The organism is Bacillus cereus group sp. MYBK5-2, from assembly GCF_051915685.1.
GTDB lineage: Bacteria > Bacillota > Bacilli > Bacillales > Bacillaceae_G > Bacillus_A > Bacillus_A cereus.
On sequence record NZ_JBQAFE010000002.1, the window covers coordinates 239,330 to 257,130 of the forward strand.

Sequence of the window (17,801 nt, forward strand, 5' to 3'; positions counted from 1 at the left end):
CCTTGCAATCTATTGTAAGGACTTCATTGCACTATGTCTATTTAACAGCAAATACAAAACTCCATTTTTAAAAAAAATGGAGTTTTTATTATTACTTAATTTTTACGATTATTTTTCCTTTTGCTCTTCCAGCCTCGGAATATTCCATTGCTTTTTGCGCATCTTCAAAAGGGAAAACTCGATCGATTACCGGTTTGATTTCACCAGCTTCAATATAGTTTGCAATAGTACGTAATTGATCCCCACTTGGCTTCATAAATAAAAATGAATATTGAGCATTATGCTTTTTTTCAAGTGCAGTAAGTTTTTTGCTGGCTAATGAAAATAAGAGAGTTTTAAAGAATCCTGAACCAAATTCTTTACCGAAGCGAGCATTCGGCATGCCTGAAACGGAAACAATGTTTCCTCCCCTTTTTATAATATTGAATGATTTTTCAAGTGTTGCACCGCCGATTGTATCAAATACGGCATCATAATTTTTTAGTATATCTTCAAATTTTTCTGTTTTGTAATTAATAATTTCATCTGCGCCAAGAGACGTTACTAAATTCGCACCAGCTTCACTAGCAGTCGTTGTAACAATGGCACCCATTATTTTTGCTAACTGAATAGCGAAAGTACCAACACCACCGGATCCAGCGTGAATTAAAATCTTTTGTCCTTTTTGTAATTGCATGATGTCATGTAATGCTTGATATGATGTTAAGCCAACGAGTGGAATCGAAGCAGCTTCCTCAAAACTTAAATTTTTCGGTTTTAAAGCTATATCATCTTCATGAATGGCTATATACTCCGCGAAAGTACCAATCTTATTTTTTCTTGGACGAGCATATATTTCATCACCAACTTTAAAACGAGTTACTTTTGATCCAACCTTCGTGATGACACCGGCAAAGTCGTTACCAAGGATTAGGGGCATTTCATATTTCAGTAACATTTTTACTTTTCCGTCGCGTATTTTAAAATCAATTGGGTTAATGCTAGCTGCATGAATTTCTGCGAGCACTTCATACTCATTTATTTCAGGAGTAGGTACCTCTGCCATACGCATTGGGACTTTTCCATATCTATCAATTATCATTGCTTTCATTTCTTATACCTCCAAGTTTTAATAAAAGTTTTGCAATAGCTTCTCAATATCTAATACAAGATTTTTTAATAAACCTAATTTTGTACGTATATCAATATAATAAAAATTCTTTGTACCTTCTTTTCTCATTAAAATAATGCCAGCTTCTCGTAAAATCTTAAGGTGATGTGATACTGCTGGACGGGAAAGGTGTGTTTGCTTCGTGATTTCTCCTACACGTAATCCTGTTTGACATTCCGTTTCCATTAGCACTAATAAAATAGCTTGACGCGTTTCATCACCAATTGCCAATAATACTTTTTGAGAATCAATAAAATCTTTTTTTATAATATTTAATTGTTCTTGTTTATTCATTTCAATCACTTTGCCTCCAGGTAATTAGTCGAAAGGTTTAAGATGATGAACCATTACTTCGATACGGTAATGCTACATGATTGTTGTATGAGGTGCAATATTGAGAAAGAAAATCGAGACGAATGAATTTTTTATTGTTGAAAATTATAGGGAGATAGAAAAGGGATTGGAAGGACTACATAACACAATAGATGAGGTTTTAAAAACAAAAAATGATGTAACAATAAAATAAGCGGTCGTAACCTTGTATAATCCATAAGGTTACGACCGCTTATAATGTTTGTATTATTTTTGAATTTTACGATAGAACATGGTTCAACGTAAAGTACGTTCTTTTGTTTTACACTTTCATACAGACACAATTCAGGTGATTATAGATGTATGAAAAGGTAAAAGGAATTTTGGGGCGTAATCTATCTATATGATAATTCAAAATGAAATATAAGTCTATATTTTAATGTTTTTTTTGATTATATTTATGTCACTGAGCTCAGAACAATGATTTGGAGGGGAAATATATGAAATCGAATTATGTACCAGTTTTAATTGTTGGAGGGGGATTATCTGGGTTAGCGTCTGCGTTATTTCTTGCAAAACATAACATTGAGTACTTACTTATTGAAAGGCATCCGTCTACTGCCATTCATCCGAAAGCAGGCGGTCTTACTTTACGTACAATGGAGTTATTTCGAGAATTAGGCTTGGAAAAAAGAATTAAATTGGCAGGTAAAGCATTAGAGAACTGCCGAGGAAGAATAGCGGTTCATACAATAGCTGAAGCGAATAAAGAAGAATTGGAACAAATGAGAGCGACGCAATACAGAAACGATGAAGAGTTACTTCAAAAAATAGAAAAGATTAGTCCATCAAAACAAACTGCATGTTATCAAATTATTTTAGAAGAGATGATGTTACAAGAAGAAAAAACGCTAGGCGGGCAACTATCTTTTTATCATGAATTAGTTTCATTTGAACAAAGTGAAAACGGGGTAAAAACAAAGCTTCGAAATCGTGAAACAGACAAAGAAAGTGTCATACATTGTGACTATGTAATTGCAGCGGATGGAGCGAAAAGTAAAATACGTGAGCAGTTAGGGATTAAAACTGAGGGGCGTGGAACCATTGGTGGCTATTATATGAATATTTATTTTGAAGCAGACTTAAGTGAGTTTATACAAGGAGACGCATTCGGTTTTTCTATGGTACTTCATCCAGAGGTTCTTGGTGCACTGATCCCAGTAGATAACGTGAAAAAATGGATTTACCATGTAGCCTACGATCCATTAAAAGGAGAGGGACCAGAGGATTTCACGATGGAACGTTGTAAACAAATTATTGAAATAGCAATTGGAAGTACAAATGTTGAGTCAGAAATATTAAGTGTTTTACCGTGGGAAGCGGCCGAAGGTACAGCAATGAAATTTCAAGGAAATCGAGTCTTTCTAGTTGGAGATTCAGCACATATTATGCCACCAACAGGCGGATTTGGTTCAAATACAGGAATACAAGATGCGCATAACTTAGCTTGGAAATTAGCGGCTGTTATAAAAGGAAAGGCAAAACCAAAATTGTTAGAAACATATCATGAAGAGAGACACTCTGTTGCAAAATTAACGACAGCTTATGCAAGTAGTTTACTGTTTCGTGCTGCGAAGAGAGAGAAAGGCAGTTTGAATAATATGGATGGTTTAGCTGTTACAGTTGGATATCAGTATTGTTCAGAGGCGATTATAGATAATTCAGTCACTCCACATAGAATGGATAGCATAGAGTTGAACGGAAGACCTGGAACGCGAGCGCCACATTTATGGGGAACGTATGAAGGGAAGAAAGTTTCTACATTAGACTTATTCGGTAACAGTTTTGTATTACTTACAGGAGTAGAGAATAGTTCTTGGGCTGAGGCAGCACATACTGTTTCAGCTAAATTAGGAATAAATATAAAAGGGTATCGTGTTGGCTTAAGTGGAGACTTTATTGCTCCAGAAGATATTTTTAGCAAATTATATGGTATAGAGAATGGAGGTGCTGTATTAATTAGACCAGATGGCTTTATAGGATGGCGTTCAGAAAAAGCGGTAGTAAATCCAGATATAGTATTGGACGAGGTAATGAGAAATTTATTATGTGATTTTTAAGTAACTACAGAAATATTGTTTTATGTGCTTCACTGCACTGAAAAAAATATTCACAAATTTCAATAGGTTTGATATGATTAAATTCGACAAGTTAATAGAGGCCGGAGATATTTGAGAAAAGCCATAAATTTATTTAGGGATACAGGAGTGTAGCCTAAATAATTTATGGCTTTTTTTATTGAATGAACCGTACAAAATAGGGAGTTACATGTGAAAAGGAGGGCTATAGAAATTAAATAGGATAATACTAGTTTTCTATATTAATAATATAGAAAACATTTGTAAGATTGGAATTTTAATATAGGTTTATAAAAATAATGAAAGTGTGTCTTCTGTTTCGTGTAAATCTCATTAGCTTGTTGAAATTTGCAACGTAGGAAGGGTTAGAAGAATGAGAAAGATTATTAGCGTTTTAGTTATTTTCTTTATGACTGGAAGTATCTTTGCTGGGGGAGCTGTTCATGCGAAAGCAGAAGGAAAGCATGAATGGAATACGAATAAGTTTTTAAATATTGCACATCGCGGAGCAAGTGGACATGCACCTGAGCATACTTTTGCTTCTTATGATTTAGTGAAAAAAATGAAAGCGGATTATTTAGAGTTAGATATTCAATTAACAAAGGATGGCCAATTAATTGCAATGCATGATACAGCAGTTGATCGCACTACAAATGGAACAGGCGAAGTACGCGATAAAACGTTAAGCGAAATAAAGAGTTTAGATGCTGGATCATGGTTTAATAAAGCGTATCCAGAAAAGGCTAAGCAAGAGTATGTTGGGCAAAAGGTTCCAACTCTTGAAGAAATCTTCCAAAAGTATGGAAGAAGTATGAAGTATTATATTGAAACAAAATCACCAGATGTGTATCCAGGAATGGAAGAGAAATTGTTGGCGTTGTTACAAAAATATAATTTAGTAGGCCAAAACATGTCTTCTAGCCGTGTTATGATTCAATCATTTAGTAAAGATAGTTTGAAAAAGATTCATAGTATGAATGAAAATATTCCGTTAGTTCAATTGCTTTGGTATTATCCAAATGAAAACAATGAAATTGTTGAATGGTCTGGCATTACACATGAACCGAAAAGTGTAACAAATGATGATTTTCAAGAAATTAAAAAGTATGCAGCTGGTATTGGACCAAACTTACGTAATGATAACGGGGAACTAATTATTGATGAGTCCTATATGAAAATGGCTAGGAAAAATGGACTGTTAATTCACCCTTATACAATTAATGAGAAACCAGATATGAGACTGTTAATCAAATGGGGTGCTACAGGAATGTTTACAAATTATCCGGATCGATTACATAGTGTATTGAAGGAAAAATAAGTGGAAAAGGGTATACCAGTGTTTTAGGTATACCCTTTTTAATCTAACTCTCCGATAAACAGAATCTCTTTTTCATAGCATTCATCTGCATCATAAATAATTTCTTGAAAGTGAAGCGTTTTGAAGGAATGACAAACTGACATTTCCCATGTCTCCCAAAAATCAATTTCATTTGAAAGAAGAATCCATTTTTGAAATTCACTATCTCTATTAAAGAAATTATGAAAGTAGTCCTCATTTTTAAATATAATGATTTGCTTGATTTAATAGGGTTTGAATACATAACCGTTTTACTTTTCTAGGTGTTTTACGAGAGTCAATAAAAGCTTGCGAAACTGGCAATAGCATATTCCAATATTCATCGTTATAGAAAGTAGAAGGGAACGATTTTGTATGTTCCTCAATTCGCTTTATCATAGTGTTTGTTTTTCGTTTCATACCACGTATTTTCTTTTCACGCATTGTGAGTCATCTCCATAAATTTTTGTAATGCAGCAGAGTGATATATATCTTTTCTAGTAATAAAAGTAGTAGGAACTTTTTTGAAGCTATTTGGCAAAGGGTTGAATGATATGTCATGTTGATGACCATTTAAAATAGACTTCATCATAATTGCTATGCCCATACCTGATTTTACACATGCAAGTATCGCTTCAATTGTTCCAAACTCTAATACTCGCTTAGGTGAAATTCCTTCTTCTTGAAGCCAATCTTCTAATAAATTTCTATAATAGCACCCGTGACTAAATGCAAGTAAATTCATGTCTCCTATGTCTTTAAAGGAAGATAAAGGCTTTTTGCTAATGAGAACTAATTCTTCTTCACGAAATATATTTGTATGAAGTTCAGCATGCTGAGTAGAGCCAGCTATAAACGCTCCGTCCAGTTTTCGTTCTAGTACAAGCCTAATCAATTGTTCCGTCGTATTTGATTCTAAAATCAATTCGACTTTTGAGTATTTCTCATAATAGGCCGTTAATATAGATGGAAGTCTTACAGCGGTTGTAGATTCTGTACATCCAATTTTTAAAGTGCCCCTTGGTTCGATTCCATTACTTTGAATTGCTTTAACAGATTGATCCATTAAGTGGATAATTTGTTTAGCGTATGTTAATAAAATCTCACCGTTAGAAGTTAAAGTTACACCTTTTCCGTTTCGGTAAAATAAAGGTACACCTAGTTCATTTTCTAGTTGTTTCATACGCATTGTTACGCCAGACTGTACATAGTTTAAATTTTTAGCTGCGTGAGATATGTTTTTTTCTTTCGCAACTTCGTAAAATACAGTTAAATCTTTTATATCCAAGTATCATCCCTCCAGAAAAGGTATCATTTTTTTTGATGGATTACATGATAAATCTTTATTTTATATGATATCAGAACTTTCATACAATGGAAGGGGATGGAGGGATTATTGTGTTAATGGAAGAAAGGGTGAATAGTACTTATAAGTGGGTTATGTTAATTTTTGCGACGGTTGCTCAAACAACAGCGACACTTATAACGTATGGTGTTGGAGCGTTTGCTTTATTTTGGAAAGAAGAATATGCACTTACGAATACGGAGATTGGATTGTTAGTAAGTGTTGTAAATATAGGACCGCTATTTTGTATGCTTTTTGTCGGGCGGCTACTTGATCAATACAATGAAAAGTTGTTAATTTCGATAAGTTCATTTTTACTAGGAGGTTCGTTTTTACTGACTAATATGGTCAATGGATTTAATGGGTTACTCTTTGTACTTTTATTAGTAGGAACGTTTTATAGTGTTTCGCAGCCAGGAGGAAGTAAGGTGATAATGAAGTGGTTCTCAAAAGAAAATCGCGGGTTAGCGATGGGGATTAGACAAGCCGGTATACCGATTGGTGGTACATTAGCGGGAGTATTGATCCCGTTTCTTACAATAAAATATAATATGGCCTATGCGGTAAATAGTATTGCATGTATTTGTATAATTGGAGGGTTTTTATTTTTTATATTTTATAAGGAACCATATATTCAAGAGAAAGTTAAACAAGAACGTAGTAAACTTTCTTTTTGGATGCAGTTAAAAGAAGTGATGTGTAAAAAAGAGTTGTATGCAATTTATATAACTGGCATTTGTATGATTTCATTGCAAATGGTGTTAGTTGCGCACTTTATAAAATTTTTAGTATTGGAACAATCAATCACGCCAATTTTAGCTGGAAAAGTATTTTCCGTTATGTTCTTTTCTGGAATGGTTGGTAGGGTTATATTAGCAGCTACTAGTGATTTATTTTATAAGGGGAATAGGCGTACCCTCTTATTTATAACTGTTTGTATTTCTATTTTCTTCATTCTAATATTAGTAATGAGCATACATACAATAACGAATGTATTGTATGGTGTAAGTGCGTTGTTAGGATTCTTTTCAATTGGATGGTTTAGTCTTTTTATAACTGAAGTTGCGGAATCAGCAAGTGAAGAATCGGTAGGGATGACAGTGAGTTTTGCACTTACATTAAATCAAATTGCCATTATTGCTGCGCCTGCTTTATTTGGTTATATTGTAGATAAGAAGGGATATACGTATGCGTGGTTATGCATAGTTGTATTACTAACTATTTCAGCGGTTAGCTTATATAGGAAGTATAGAAAATGAAGGAATGTTAGCAATGTAAATTTTTTATGAAGAAAGTCTAAAGAAATGTTGAATGAGCGACATTTCTTTTTTTATTTGTTGTATAATCAAAATGTAAATGAGATTCGTTTTCAATTTCGTTCATTACCTCTTTTGAAATTACCTGTAATTTTAGCCATAATTAGCTGTTTTTCTTTATCGTTATTTGCATGATTTATTTTATTTAAAAATTTTTCAGCATCATTTCCTTTTAATACTATAATCTGTTTTCTGTAATATTCAATTAATACCATGTTATTTTTTGTTATCCGATAATGAAACATCTTATCATCTAAACGATTGCGTTTATCGGTGTTTTTCATATTACATCTCCATTCTTTTTAGTATGTAACAAATGTTACAAAAGAATTTGAAATTATAGTGTAATGCATCCGATTGTATGTTGGAAATTTTGCAAGAAAGAAATACAATAGAGAGTAGTCAAAATTGAAAATGAGAAAAAGGAATCTAGTTTTAACAGAGTGAATATTAAATAATATTATAATATACTTGATAATTAAAAGATATAAAATAGAATGGATGTACGTTAAGTGAAACTAGATAAAAGAGGGTTCCTAGTATGTTAAAGAAATGGTTAATCGTTTTCTTTATTTTTGCAGTTTTTTGTGGAAGTATTGTTACACTAATACATGCAAATAAAGGAAAAAAATATGATGCAAAGGCATTTTCTAATGTAAATAGTAAGCAAAAAGATGTTAAGCAGGAAATTGATGCGAATGAGAAAAAGCGTTATGAAATTGCAGCTGGAAAACTAGATCAGTACTTAAAAGATAAAGGATTTAATGGAAGTGTTCTTGTAGCAAGTAAAGGTCATGTGATTTTACGAAAAGGCTACGGTTATGCGAATGTGAAAGATCAAGTATTAACAACGCCAAGAACGAAATATCGCATTGGTTCTATTACGAAAACAGTTGTTGCAATATCTATTATGCAACTAAAAGAAAAAGGGAAGTTGAACATTGAAGACAATGTAAATAAATATATCCCATCGTTTCCAGCAGATAAAAATATTACGTTACGAAACTTGTTAACACATACGTCTGGATTACCAGAACAGGGACAAGGTAGTGTTGACGCAGCATCACGGTTAAAATTAGTAACGTGGATTGGGGCACAAACGTTACAATTTCCAGCAGGGACAGGATGGAAATATACAGATTATAATTATATGGTGCTTGCATATATTGTAGAAAAAATATCGAATAAACCACTTGCTGAATATGTGAAAGAAAATATTTTGACTCCCGTTGAAATGAATGAATCTGGAATGGGCGCAACACTTCCAGAAGATATTTTCTTAGCAGAAGGGTATACGAAAAAAGATAATAAGTTAATAGCCACGCCGCGCTTAAAAATGAACTGGCTGTATGGTTGTGGTGAAATGTATACGACTGTTGAAGATATGAAAAAGTTAGATGAAGCTATTATGGATGGTAAACTACTTTCTAAACAAAGTGTATCAGATATGTTTTCTGCATCACCTGCAAGAAAATATGGATTTAGTTTCTATATTTACCCAGATTATTATCATAACCACGGTGTATTAGCTGGCTGGAACACTTTTAATAATTTTAACTGGGATAAACGAACGTTTGTCATATTATTTTCTAACGTCCAAAATGGTATGAATGACGCATTTAATCAAGAATTCAGGAAAATGGCGAATGATTTAATAGAAGGAAAGGGAATATAAAAAAGAGCCTCTAGCGAGAGGCTCTTTTTTATAGGGTTGAAAACTCCTCAACAAGTTGAGTGAATTGTTTCAATGCACTTTCAATCGGTTCTGGCGTTGTTAAATCGACGCCAGCTTTTTTCAATAAGTTTAATGGGTAGTCTGAACTTCCACCTTTAAGGAATTCAATATAATTTTTCTGAGCATTCGGATCACCGCTTAATAGTTTATCAGCGATTTGAATGGCAGATGCGAATCCAGTTGCATATTTGTATACGTAAAACGGGCGATAGAAATGAGGGATTCTAGCCCATCCGTATTTTACTTCTTCATCAAATACAAGTGAATCACCGTTATATTCTTTAAATAGCTTTTCATAAATTTCACTGAAGACTTGTGCATTTAATGGTTTACCTTGTTCAGCCATTTCATGTGTAATTTTTTCAAATTCTGCAAACATAATTTGTGTAAAGAAAGTACCTTTAAATTTCTCAATAAAATGGTTAATTAAATGGTTACGCACGTCCGTATCTTTTGCTTCTTTTAATAAATAGTGAATTAATAACACTTCATTTACTGTAGAAGCGACTTCTGCGACAAAGATAGAATAATGTGCAGAAATTCTTGGTTGGTATCCATGTGAATAGTGCGTATGCATACCGTGACCGCATTCATGAGTAAGAGTGAACAGGCTGTTTAAATCATCGTGATGATTTAAAAGAATGAAAGGATGAACGCCGTATACACCAAAGTTATAAGCACCAGAACGTTTTCCTGGTGTTTCTCTTACGTCTATATATCTTTTATCTTTAAAACTTTTTAATGTCTCAATATATTCTTCTCCTAAAGGAGCTAGTGATGAAATCATAATGTCAAATGCTTCACTATATGGGATGTTTTGTTTTGCACCTTCTACTAAATCGACGCCTAAGTCGTATTGTCTTAGTTCATCTACGTTTAATTTTTCTTTTCGAATTTCATTGTATGTATGTAATGTTTGAATGTTTTTTTTCGTTGTATCAATTAGGTTTTCATATACTTCTTTCGGAACCATATCGCCAAATAATGATTTCTCTAGCGCTGATGGATAGTTTCTTAATTTCGAAACAGTAACATTATTTTTAATAGCAGCGGATAAAGTAGATGCGATGGAATTCTTTAACTGAACATATGGTTTGTAATATGCTTTATAAGCTTCTTTACGCTTTTCACGATTCGTATCTTCTATTAACTTTGCATACATTCCGCGTGTTAAGTTCACTTTTTCTCCATCGTCAGTCGTCACTTCACCAAATAATATATCTGCATTATTTAACATACCAAATGTGTGCTGTGGAGAAGAAAGAGCTTCACCCATTTGTGATAAAATTGCTTCTTGGTCCTTATTCAATACGTGTTTTTTATAACGATATAATTCAAATAAGTCTTCTTTATAATATTGTAAGCCTTCTGTATCTTCTATGTAAGAATGTAATGTGTTTTCGTCTATGCTAAGTAAGAAGGGGGAAAAGAAAGATTTCGCTGCACTTACTTTCACGTGTAATTGTGATACTTTATCGACAAGAGATTGCGCGTCAGTATCGCGTGTATCAAGGTCAGATTGTAATCGTGCATAAGCGAACATTAAAGATATTATGCTAGAAATTTCTTCACTCTTCGTTAAATAAGCTAATAAACTATTGCCATCGTGAATATTGCCATTAAATTCTTGTAATTCCTTCGTTAATACTTCAATTTTATGAAAATCACTTTCCCAATCTTCAATTGTATGGTAAATGTCTGTTAAATCCCATTTTTCTATATCAGCTACTTGTAATCGATCTTTAAGTTCTGTCATAATCATTTCCTTTCTAAACATGTAGTTATATTTCTATATAACTATGAAATACAACAAATTGCAAAAAATCCCTGCTGAAAATTGAAAAGCCTTGCTAAAATAACAAGGCTTACTTACTTATAGTGTAATTCCGAATTTTGAATGTAAAAGGTTTGTATATTGCATGTCTGTAACGGTTTCTTTCGTTTTTTTACCATTTTTCGCTACTGTAAGGCTATCTTTCGTTAAAGAGGCATGCCCATCTTCAGTTAGTTTTACAATAAGAGGTACTTTATTAAAGGGTGATCCTTCATGTTCAACGATAATTTTTTGTGCTGTATTTGCTTTTTCTTCATCCACTTCTTCTATATAAAATGCATAGCCTAACGTCCAATCATCAGCAGAAGATTGATCCAAGAACTCATTGTTTTTCCGCATCTCTAAAATGTAGTTTCCCTTTTCGGTCATTTCTTTACGAATACGATAATCTCCTGTAGCAGAGTGAATGACTTCACCTGAGAAAGGGACAGGGGCAAGAGGTAAGTATGATCCGAATCCTACTTCAATTAAATAAAGTTCATTCTGATGTGTTAAAACGGTTGCGATATGGCCAGAATCAACAGCCCATATGGAGTTTGCAGCGTTATAAACTGTTCCTGAAACGAGATGAACATCGAATCCAGAATCTTTCAGGAAGTAATACATAGTAGGATTGAGTTCATAACAAAGACCGCCACGGTTATTTACTAAAATTTTCTCTTTCAAATTTTCTTTTGATATTTCTTTAAAATTCTTTTCGAGAATATTTAAGTTTTCAAAAGGAACAGTTTGTGCCATTGCGTACATAATGTTAGATAAATCTTCAAATGAAACTGTGTCTTTTTCTTCTATATGTAATCGTGCGAAAAATTGTTTTTGAAAGTCTGTCATCGAAATCCCTCCGTTATGCTTTTATAGGTAAATTGTAAACAATCTTGAATAGGATGTGAAATGAAAACTACGTTGAATATTTGAAATTAGATTAAAAATAATATGGGAGAGTGAGAGATTGCTACTTTACTAACGGTGGGACGAATATTATAATAATTCTGATAAACTATGCAAACGCTTTCTTGGAAGGGGATGGTGTACAGATGTTTAAAAGAATAACAATAGTCGGATTGTCAGTTGTTATGTTTTTACCTAGTATATATGAGGGGAGTAAGGCATATGCAGACACAGTTAACAATGGAACGTTAATGCAGTATTTTGAGTGGTATTCTCCGAATGATGGGAATCATTGGAATCGTTTGCGTACTGATGCTGAAAATTTAGCGGAAAAAGGAATTACATCTGTTTGGATACCACCTGCATATAAAGGAACTACGCAAAATGACGTAGGATATGGAGCATATGATTTATATGATCTGGGGGAATTCAATCAAAAGGGCACAGTGCGGACGAAATATGGGACGAAAGCACAATTGAAATCTGCAATTGACGCTTTACATAAGAAAAACATCGATGTATACGGTGATGTAGTTATGAATCATAAAGGTGGGGCTGATTATACAGAAACTGTCACAGCAGTTGAGGTAGACCCGAGCAATCGAAATAATGAAGTATCAGGTGATTATGAAATTAGTGCGTGGACGGGATTTAACTTTCCAGGGCGTGGAGATTCTTATTCTAATTTCAAATGGAAATGGTATCATTTTGACGGAACGGATTGGGATGAAGGAAGGAAATTAAACCGAATTTATAAATTTAGGGGCATAGGTAAAGCATGGGACTGGGAAGTGTCTAGCGAGAATGGGAATTATGATTATTTGATGTATGCGGATCTTGATTTTGATCATCCAGATGTTGCGAATGAAATGAAAAAATGGGGAACGTGGTATGCGAATGAATTAAATTTAGATGGTTTTCGTTTAGATGCTGTTAAACATATTGATCATGAATATTTGCGCGATTGGGTAAATCATGTTAGACAGCAAACAGGGAAAGAAATGTTTACAGTAGCTGAATATTGGCAAAATGATATCCAGACTTTAAATAATTATTTAGCGAAGGTTAATTATAATCAATCTGTGTTCGATGCACCACTTCATTATAATTTTCATTATGCTTCAACAGGAAATGGAAATTATGATATGAGAAATATTTTAAAAGGAACGGTAGTTGCGAATCATCCTACACTTGCGGTTACTCTAGTTGAAAATCATGATTCACAGCCTGGTCAGTCATTGGAATCTGTAGTGAGCCCTTGGTTCAAACCGCTGGCATATGCATTTATTTTAACGCGTGCAGAGGGGTATCCTTCTGTTTTCTATGGTGATTACTATGGTACAAAAGGAAATAGTAACTATGAAATTCCAGTGTTAAAGGACAAAATTGATCCGATTTTGACGGCACGAAAAAACTTTGCATATGGTACGCAACGTGATTATTTTGATCATCCAGATGTGATTGGCTGGACAAGAGAAGGTGATAGTGTACATGCTAATTCTGGTTTAGCAACATTAATCTCTGATGGACCAGGAGGGGCGAAGTGGATGGATGTTGGAAAGAATAACGCAGGGGAAGTATGGTACGATATTACGGGTAATCAAACAAATACTGTAACAATTAATAAGGACGGATGGGGGCAGTTCCAAGTAAGTGGAGGATCAGTTTCCATATATGTTCAACAATAATTTGGTGATGAAAAAGAAGAGGTAGACTGAAATATAAGTTTCCCTCTTCTTTTTATATTGTGCATATTTATCCCGCTATTTGTGGGAAGCCCGATTGGTGAGGGCTTATTAAAGTTTCACTTTATTTTTCATAAATCTTTATTGTAATAAAAGAGCTAGTCGACCTTTATAACAACAAGAGAGGCATTGGAATATATAATGTCACCCGTGGCTTCTCTTATTCGTACTCGAAGAACATCCTCTTGATTTAAAGGTAGTAAATCAGTTCTGGCGGATGTAGCTCTCACCCCAGAAGCACCACCAACTCGCGTTTCAATTGCGAATTGAATGGAATCGTTTATTGTAAGATTTAATATACTAGACGATATAGCTTGTATTACAAATACAATTGAAAAGGATACAGAGTACACGCCAGTGGTATCAATTGTAATAGAATTATTTAATGGATTTAGGGTAGTTCCACTAGCAGGTCCTGGAATGGTAAAATTAATATTTGTATTAACTACTGCTGAAAAACCAATTCCTACTTCAGAAGTTATTGTTCCAAATATGGGAAGAATCCCTAAACCGGTTGCGCCAGTAGGACCAGTTATTCCGATTCCGGTAGGACCTGTAACCCCAGTAGGACCAGTTATTCCGATTCCGGTAGGACCTGTAACCCCAGTAGGACCAGTTATTCCGATTCCGGTAGGACCTGTAACCCCGGTAGGACCAGTTATTCCAATTCCGGTAAAACCTGTCGCGCCGGTAGGTCCTGTGATTCCAGTTGGTCCGGTGGGGAATGTAAATGGTGGAATTGATGGTAGTGTGGGACCGATTAAATTTGGTTCCAGAGCAGGTCCGTGTAAAATACTATACTCTTCATTCATATAGTAAACCTCCTATCATTGCTTGTCATAATTATTAAATGTATTTGGGGAAGTAAATGACATTCGCAATAGCGGAGGCGCTTCTTATAATTTCTCTTCAGCGAATATAGACCTAATTTAAGCAATATTGAAATTTATAGTTACGTACTACTAAAGTATGACACCTTTACTTCTCACGTAACATATAGTATGATGATTTCAATAAATTAGATTTCAATGACTATAATATAACTTAATGAGAGGTGCTTTTTGTGAGTGCGGTAGGTATTAAATAGGAAAAATTTAATGAAATAAATCGGATAAGACCAGGGGATTTTTATGTACATCATACCCCTAATTTTGTCATGCATTTATTTCAAAACCTATGAAGATACCTACAATACTTTATAAAGCGTGTAATAAGGGACTGCCATCTATTTTTTATGGTTTATTTCCTCATATGTTATTACACATGCCTTGTAAATGTAAAAGCTGCGGTATCCCCGCAGCTTTTTTGTATATGTTTTTATTGTATAATTATGGAATTTTATATATGACTCATTGGAATCTAATGAGTAGGTATCTTCATTTATGATAAAAATCAATCATAGTGAGGAGAAACAAAATGAATACGATGACTTTTGAAAAGTTACAATATAACGAATTAAAGGATATAGTGAAATCTTATTGTGTAAGTGGATTAGGTAAGGAATTATTAAACAAATTAGAGCCGAGTACGAGTATAAAAGTAGTGAGAAATCGGTTGAATGAAACGACAGAAGCACGAGCTATATTAGATGCAGAAGGGCATGTTCCTTTCTTCGGCATTTCTAATATTGCTAGTACAATTCAAAAATTAGAAAAAGGTATGATTTTAGATCCAGAAGAATTAGTGAGTGTTTCAGACTTTTTACGTGGATGTAGAAAGATTAAAAAGTTTATGTTAGATAAAGAATTTTTTGCACCAGTATTAGCTTCTTATGCAAATTCAATGACTGAATATAAAAGTATTGAAGAGGAAATTAACTTTTCAATTAAAGGAAATAGTATTGATGCAGCTGCAAGTAAAGAGTTAAAACGAATTCGAAATAATATCGATTCTGTAGATGGGAAAATAAAAGAACGTTTAACGAAGTTTTTAAATAGTAGTGCAAATAAGAAATTCATTCAGGAATTCTTTATTAGTAAAAAGGATGACCGTTATACGATTCCAATTAAATCTTCCTATAAAAACCAAGTTGCCGGAAGTATTATTGAAGCCTCGGCAAAAGGTTCTACTGTATTTATAGAACCGCATACGGTTACGAAATTGAATGCAGAACTAGCAGGTTTGAAAGCAGAAGAAGCGGTTGAAGAATATCAAATTTTAGCGACTTTATCAGGGATGGTATTAGAAAATATTTATAGTATAAAGATTAACATGGAGCTAATTAGTCAGTATGATATGGTATTTGCGAAAGCGAAGTTTAGTAAATCGATTGATGGAATAGAACCGAAGTTAAATGATCATGGCTACATTCATTTAGTGAATTGTAAGCATCCGCTTTTAACAGGGCAAGTTGTACCCTTAAATTTTAAAATTGGTCAAGAGTATCGTAGTTTAATTATTACAGGGCCGAATGCGGGCGGAAAGACAATTGTGTTAAAAACAATTGGATTGTTAACATTAGCTACAATGTCAGGTCTTCATATTGCAGGAGATAAAGGGACAGAAATCGCTATTTTTGAAAATGTATTTGTAGATATTGGTGATAATCAAAGTATCGAAAACGCACTAAGTACATTTTCATCTCATATGAAAAATCTTTCTGAGATTATGAGGATGTCAAATAATAATACGTTACTTTTATTTGATGAAATAGGGAGCGGTACAGAACCAAATGAAGGTGCAGCACTTGCAATTTCTATTTTAGAAGAGTTGTACTTTGCGGGATGTATTACCGTTGCGAGTACGCATTACGGAGAAATTAAACGATTCTCAGAAATGCATGATGACTTTATGAATGCAGCGATGCAGTTTAATAGTGAAACGTTAGAGCCGCTTTATAAATTAGTTATCGGAAAATCAGGAGAAAGTAATGCACTTTGGATTGCGAATAAAATGAACGTAAAAGAACATGTACTGAAAAGGGCGAAAGAGTACATGGGAAATAAAGAGTACGCTTTAGAAAAAGTGAATGAAAGTAAAATTAGAAAACCGAAATTCGTACAAGAAAAAAGAGAATCTCATTATGAGTACAAAATCGGCGATCGTGTTAATTTATTGGATCATGATGATTTTGGTATCATCTATAAGGAAAAAGATAATTTTTATAACGTTGTTGTATATTATAACGGTGAATTCGTTGAAGTAAATGTAAAACGTATTACTTTAGAAGTAGCAGCGAAGGAGTTATATCCAGAAGGATACGATTTAAATACACTATTTGTTGATTATAAAGAAAGAAAAATGCAACACGATATTGAGCGCGGATCGAAAAAAGCACTTCGTAAAATTCAAAAAGAAATAAGAAAGAATAGAGGATAAGTTAAAATGGTAACGATTAGACAAGAACAAAAAAACGATTGTAGAAAAACAGAAGAAGTCGTAAAAGAGGCATTTTCACTTGAAGAATTTAGTGATAAAACAGAACATGAACTTGTAAAACGTATTAGAGAATGTGACGCGTTTGTTCCGGAGTTATCAATTGTTGCGGTAGATGAAGATATAGTTGGTCACATTATGTTATCGAAAATTACAATAGAACAATGTGGAACTTCTGTAGAATCGTTAGCACTTGCACCAGTTTCAGTTGCTAGGGGCCATCAGAAGAAAGGAATTGGTGGAAAACTGATTACGGCTGCTTTAGAAAAAGCGAAAGAACTTGGATACGGATCAGTTGTAGTATTAGGACATCCAGAGTACTACCCGAAATTTGGTTTTAAGAAAGCAAGTGAGTGGAATATAAAAGCACCGTTTGAAGTGCCTGAAGAGGTATTTATGATAAAGGAATTAACAGAAAATGCTCTTCTAGGTGTAGAAGGAATTGTACAATATTCGAGTGCTTTTGCTGAGTAGGAGTACCGGTTAAGAAATGTAATCATAAAAGGTGCTATCTTTTTGTATGGATATACAGAAAGATAGCTTTTTTTATTAAGCGGATCTACTGACGTATATTTTGCTCAATGAATAATTGAGGTGGTAAAATTGATATAGAAACGTAAAGGGAGA

At 33.8% G+C, this 17,801-nt stretch carries 15 protein-coding genes and 1 pseudogene; 8 read left to right on the forward strand and 8 right to left on the reverse strand.

From position 1 onward, the window contains the following. Window positions 1-91 precede the first annotated feature (91 nt). Together ACTFP3_RS09475 and ACTFP3_RS09480 are read right to left on the reverse strand one after the other, a co-directional pair. Window positions 92-1,090 carry an NADP-dependent oxidoreductase gene (locus ACTFP3_RS09475; RefSeq protein ID WP_000646436.1) on the reverse strand — a complete coding sequence of 333 codons (999 nt, stop codon included), beginning with the start codon at window positions 1,088-1,090 and terminating at the stop codon, window positions 92-94. Window positions 1,091-1,108: 18 nt separating this feature from the next. Beyond that, on the reverse strand, window positions 1,109-1,453 hold the full coding sequence (locus tag ACTFP3_RS09480; protein ID WP_000571870.1) for an ArsR/SmtB family transcription factor: 345 nt from the start codon (window positions 1,451-1,453) through the stop codon (window positions 1,109-1,111). A gap of 91 nt (window positions 1,454-1,544) precedes the next feature. On the opposite strand from ACTFP3_RS09480, the gene ACTFP3_RS09485 reads away from it, so the two are divergent. From ACTFP3_RS09485 to ACTFP3_RS09495, 3 genes are all read left to right on the forward strand, one after another. Then, a complete protein-coding gene (locus tag ACTFP3_RS09485) occupies window positions 1,545-1,676 on the forward strand; it encodes a hypothetical protein (protein WP_001227549.1) in 132 nt (43 codons plus the stop codon). Between the two features lie 286 nt (window positions 1,677-1,962). Beyond that, window positions 1,963-3,582 carry an FAD-dependent oxidoreductase gene (locus ACTFP3_RS09490; protein ID WP_326036401.1) on the forward strand — a complete coding sequence of 540 codons (1,620 nt, stop codon included), beginning with the start codon at window positions 1,963-1,965 and terminating at the stop codon, window positions 3,580-3,582. A 391-nt stretch (window positions 3,583-3,973) separates the two neighbouring features. Continuing rightward, window positions 3,974-4,918, forward strand: coding sequence for a glycerophosphodiester phosphodiesterase (locus ACTFP3_RS09495; RefSeq protein ID WP_001226340.1), 945 nt, complete (start codon window positions 3,974-3,976; stop codon window positions 4,916-4,918). 38 nt (window positions 4,919-4,956) lie between these two features. Here the strand turns inward: ACTFP3_RS09495 and ACTFP3_RS09500 are convergent. After that, window positions 4,957-5,380: pseudogene (locus ACTFP3_RS09500) on the reverse strand (DUF3916 domain-containing protein). Further along, a complete protein-coding gene (locus ACTFP3_RS09505) occupies window positions 5,373-6,224 on the reverse strand; it encodes a LysR family transcriptional regulator (protein WP_326036400.1) in 852 nt (283 codons plus the stop codon). Before ACTFP3_RS09505 ends, ACTFP3_RS09500 begins: the two are co-directional and overlap by 8 nt. An 86-nt stretch (window positions 6,225-6,310) precedes the next feature. Between ACTFP3_RS09505 and ACTFP3_RS09510 the strand changes: the two genes are divergently transcribed. Then, on the forward strand, window positions 6,311-7,540 hold the full coding sequence (locus tag ACTFP3_RS09510; protein ID WP_006923421.1) for an MFS transporter: 1,230 nt from the start codon (window positions 6,311-6,313) through the stop codon (window positions 7,538-7,540). Between the two features lie 110 nt (window positions 7,541-7,650). On the opposite strand, the gene ACTFP3_RS09515 is transcribed toward ACTFP3_RS09510, so the two are convergent. After that, window positions 7,651-7,881 (reverse strand): hypothetical protein, encoded by a 231-nt coding sequence (locus tag ACTFP3_RS09515; protein WP_197323947.1) that lies wholly within the window; start codon window positions 7,879-7,881, stop codon window positions 7,651-7,653. 257 nt (window positions 7,882-8,138) lie between these two features. Between ACTFP3_RS09515 and ACTFP3_RS09520 the strand changes: the two genes are divergently transcribed. Next, window positions 8,139-9,272, forward strand: coding sequence for a serine hydrolase domain-containing protein (locus tag ACTFP3_RS09520; protein WP_000915193.1), 1,134 nt, complete (start codon window positions 8,139-8,141; stop codon window positions 9,270-9,272). 28 nt (window positions 9,273-9,300) lie between these two features. On the opposite strand, the gene pepF is transcribed toward ACTFP3_RS09520, so the two are convergent. Further along, a complete protein-coding gene (gene pepF, locus ACTFP3_RS09525) occupies window positions 9,301-11,088 on the reverse strand; it encodes an oligoendopeptidase F (RefSeq protein WP_326036398.1) in 1,788 nt (595 codons plus the stop codon). A gap of 117 nt (window positions 11,089-11,205) precedes the next feature. Then, entirely contained in the window at window positions 11,206-11,997 is a 792-nt protein-coding gene (locus tag ACTFP3_RS09530; RefSeq protein WP_326036397.1) for an arylamine N-acetyltransferase, read from the reverse strand. 203 nt (window positions 11,998-12,200) lie between these two features. Between ACTFP3_RS09530 and amyS the strand changes: the two genes are divergently transcribed. Beyond that, on the forward strand, window positions 12,201-13,742 hold the full coding sequence (amyS, locus tag ACTFP3_RS09535; RefSeq protein ID WP_326036396.1) for an alpha-amylase: 1,542 nt from the start codon (window positions 12,201-12,203) through the stop codon (window positions 13,740-13,742). A gap of 155 nt (window positions 13,743-13,897) precedes the next feature. On the opposite strand, the gene ACTFP3_RS09540 is transcribed toward amyS, so the two are convergent. After that, a complete protein-coding gene (locus tag ACTFP3_RS09540) occupies window positions 13,898-14,611 on the reverse strand; it encodes an exosporium leader peptide-containing protein (protein WP_440010191.1) in 714 nt (237 codons plus the stop codon). A gap of 604 nt (window positions 14,612-15,215) precedes the next feature. Here ACTFP3_RS09540 and ACTFP3_RS09545 point away from each other — a divergent pair. After that, window positions 15,216-17,117, forward strand: a complete 1,902-nt coding sequence (locus ACTFP3_RS09545; protein ID WP_001095187.1) for an endonuclease MutS2 — start codon at window positions 15,216-15,218, stop codon at window positions 17,115-17,117. Between the two features lie 6 nt (window positions 17,118-17,123). After that, window positions 17,124-17,648 (forward strand): GNAT family N-acetyltransferase, encoded by a 525-nt coding sequence (locus ACTFP3_RS09550; protein WP_000256457.1) that lies wholly within the window; start codon window positions 17,124-17,126, stop codon window positions 17,646-17,648. Window positions 17,649-17,801: the final 153 nt, after the last annotated feature.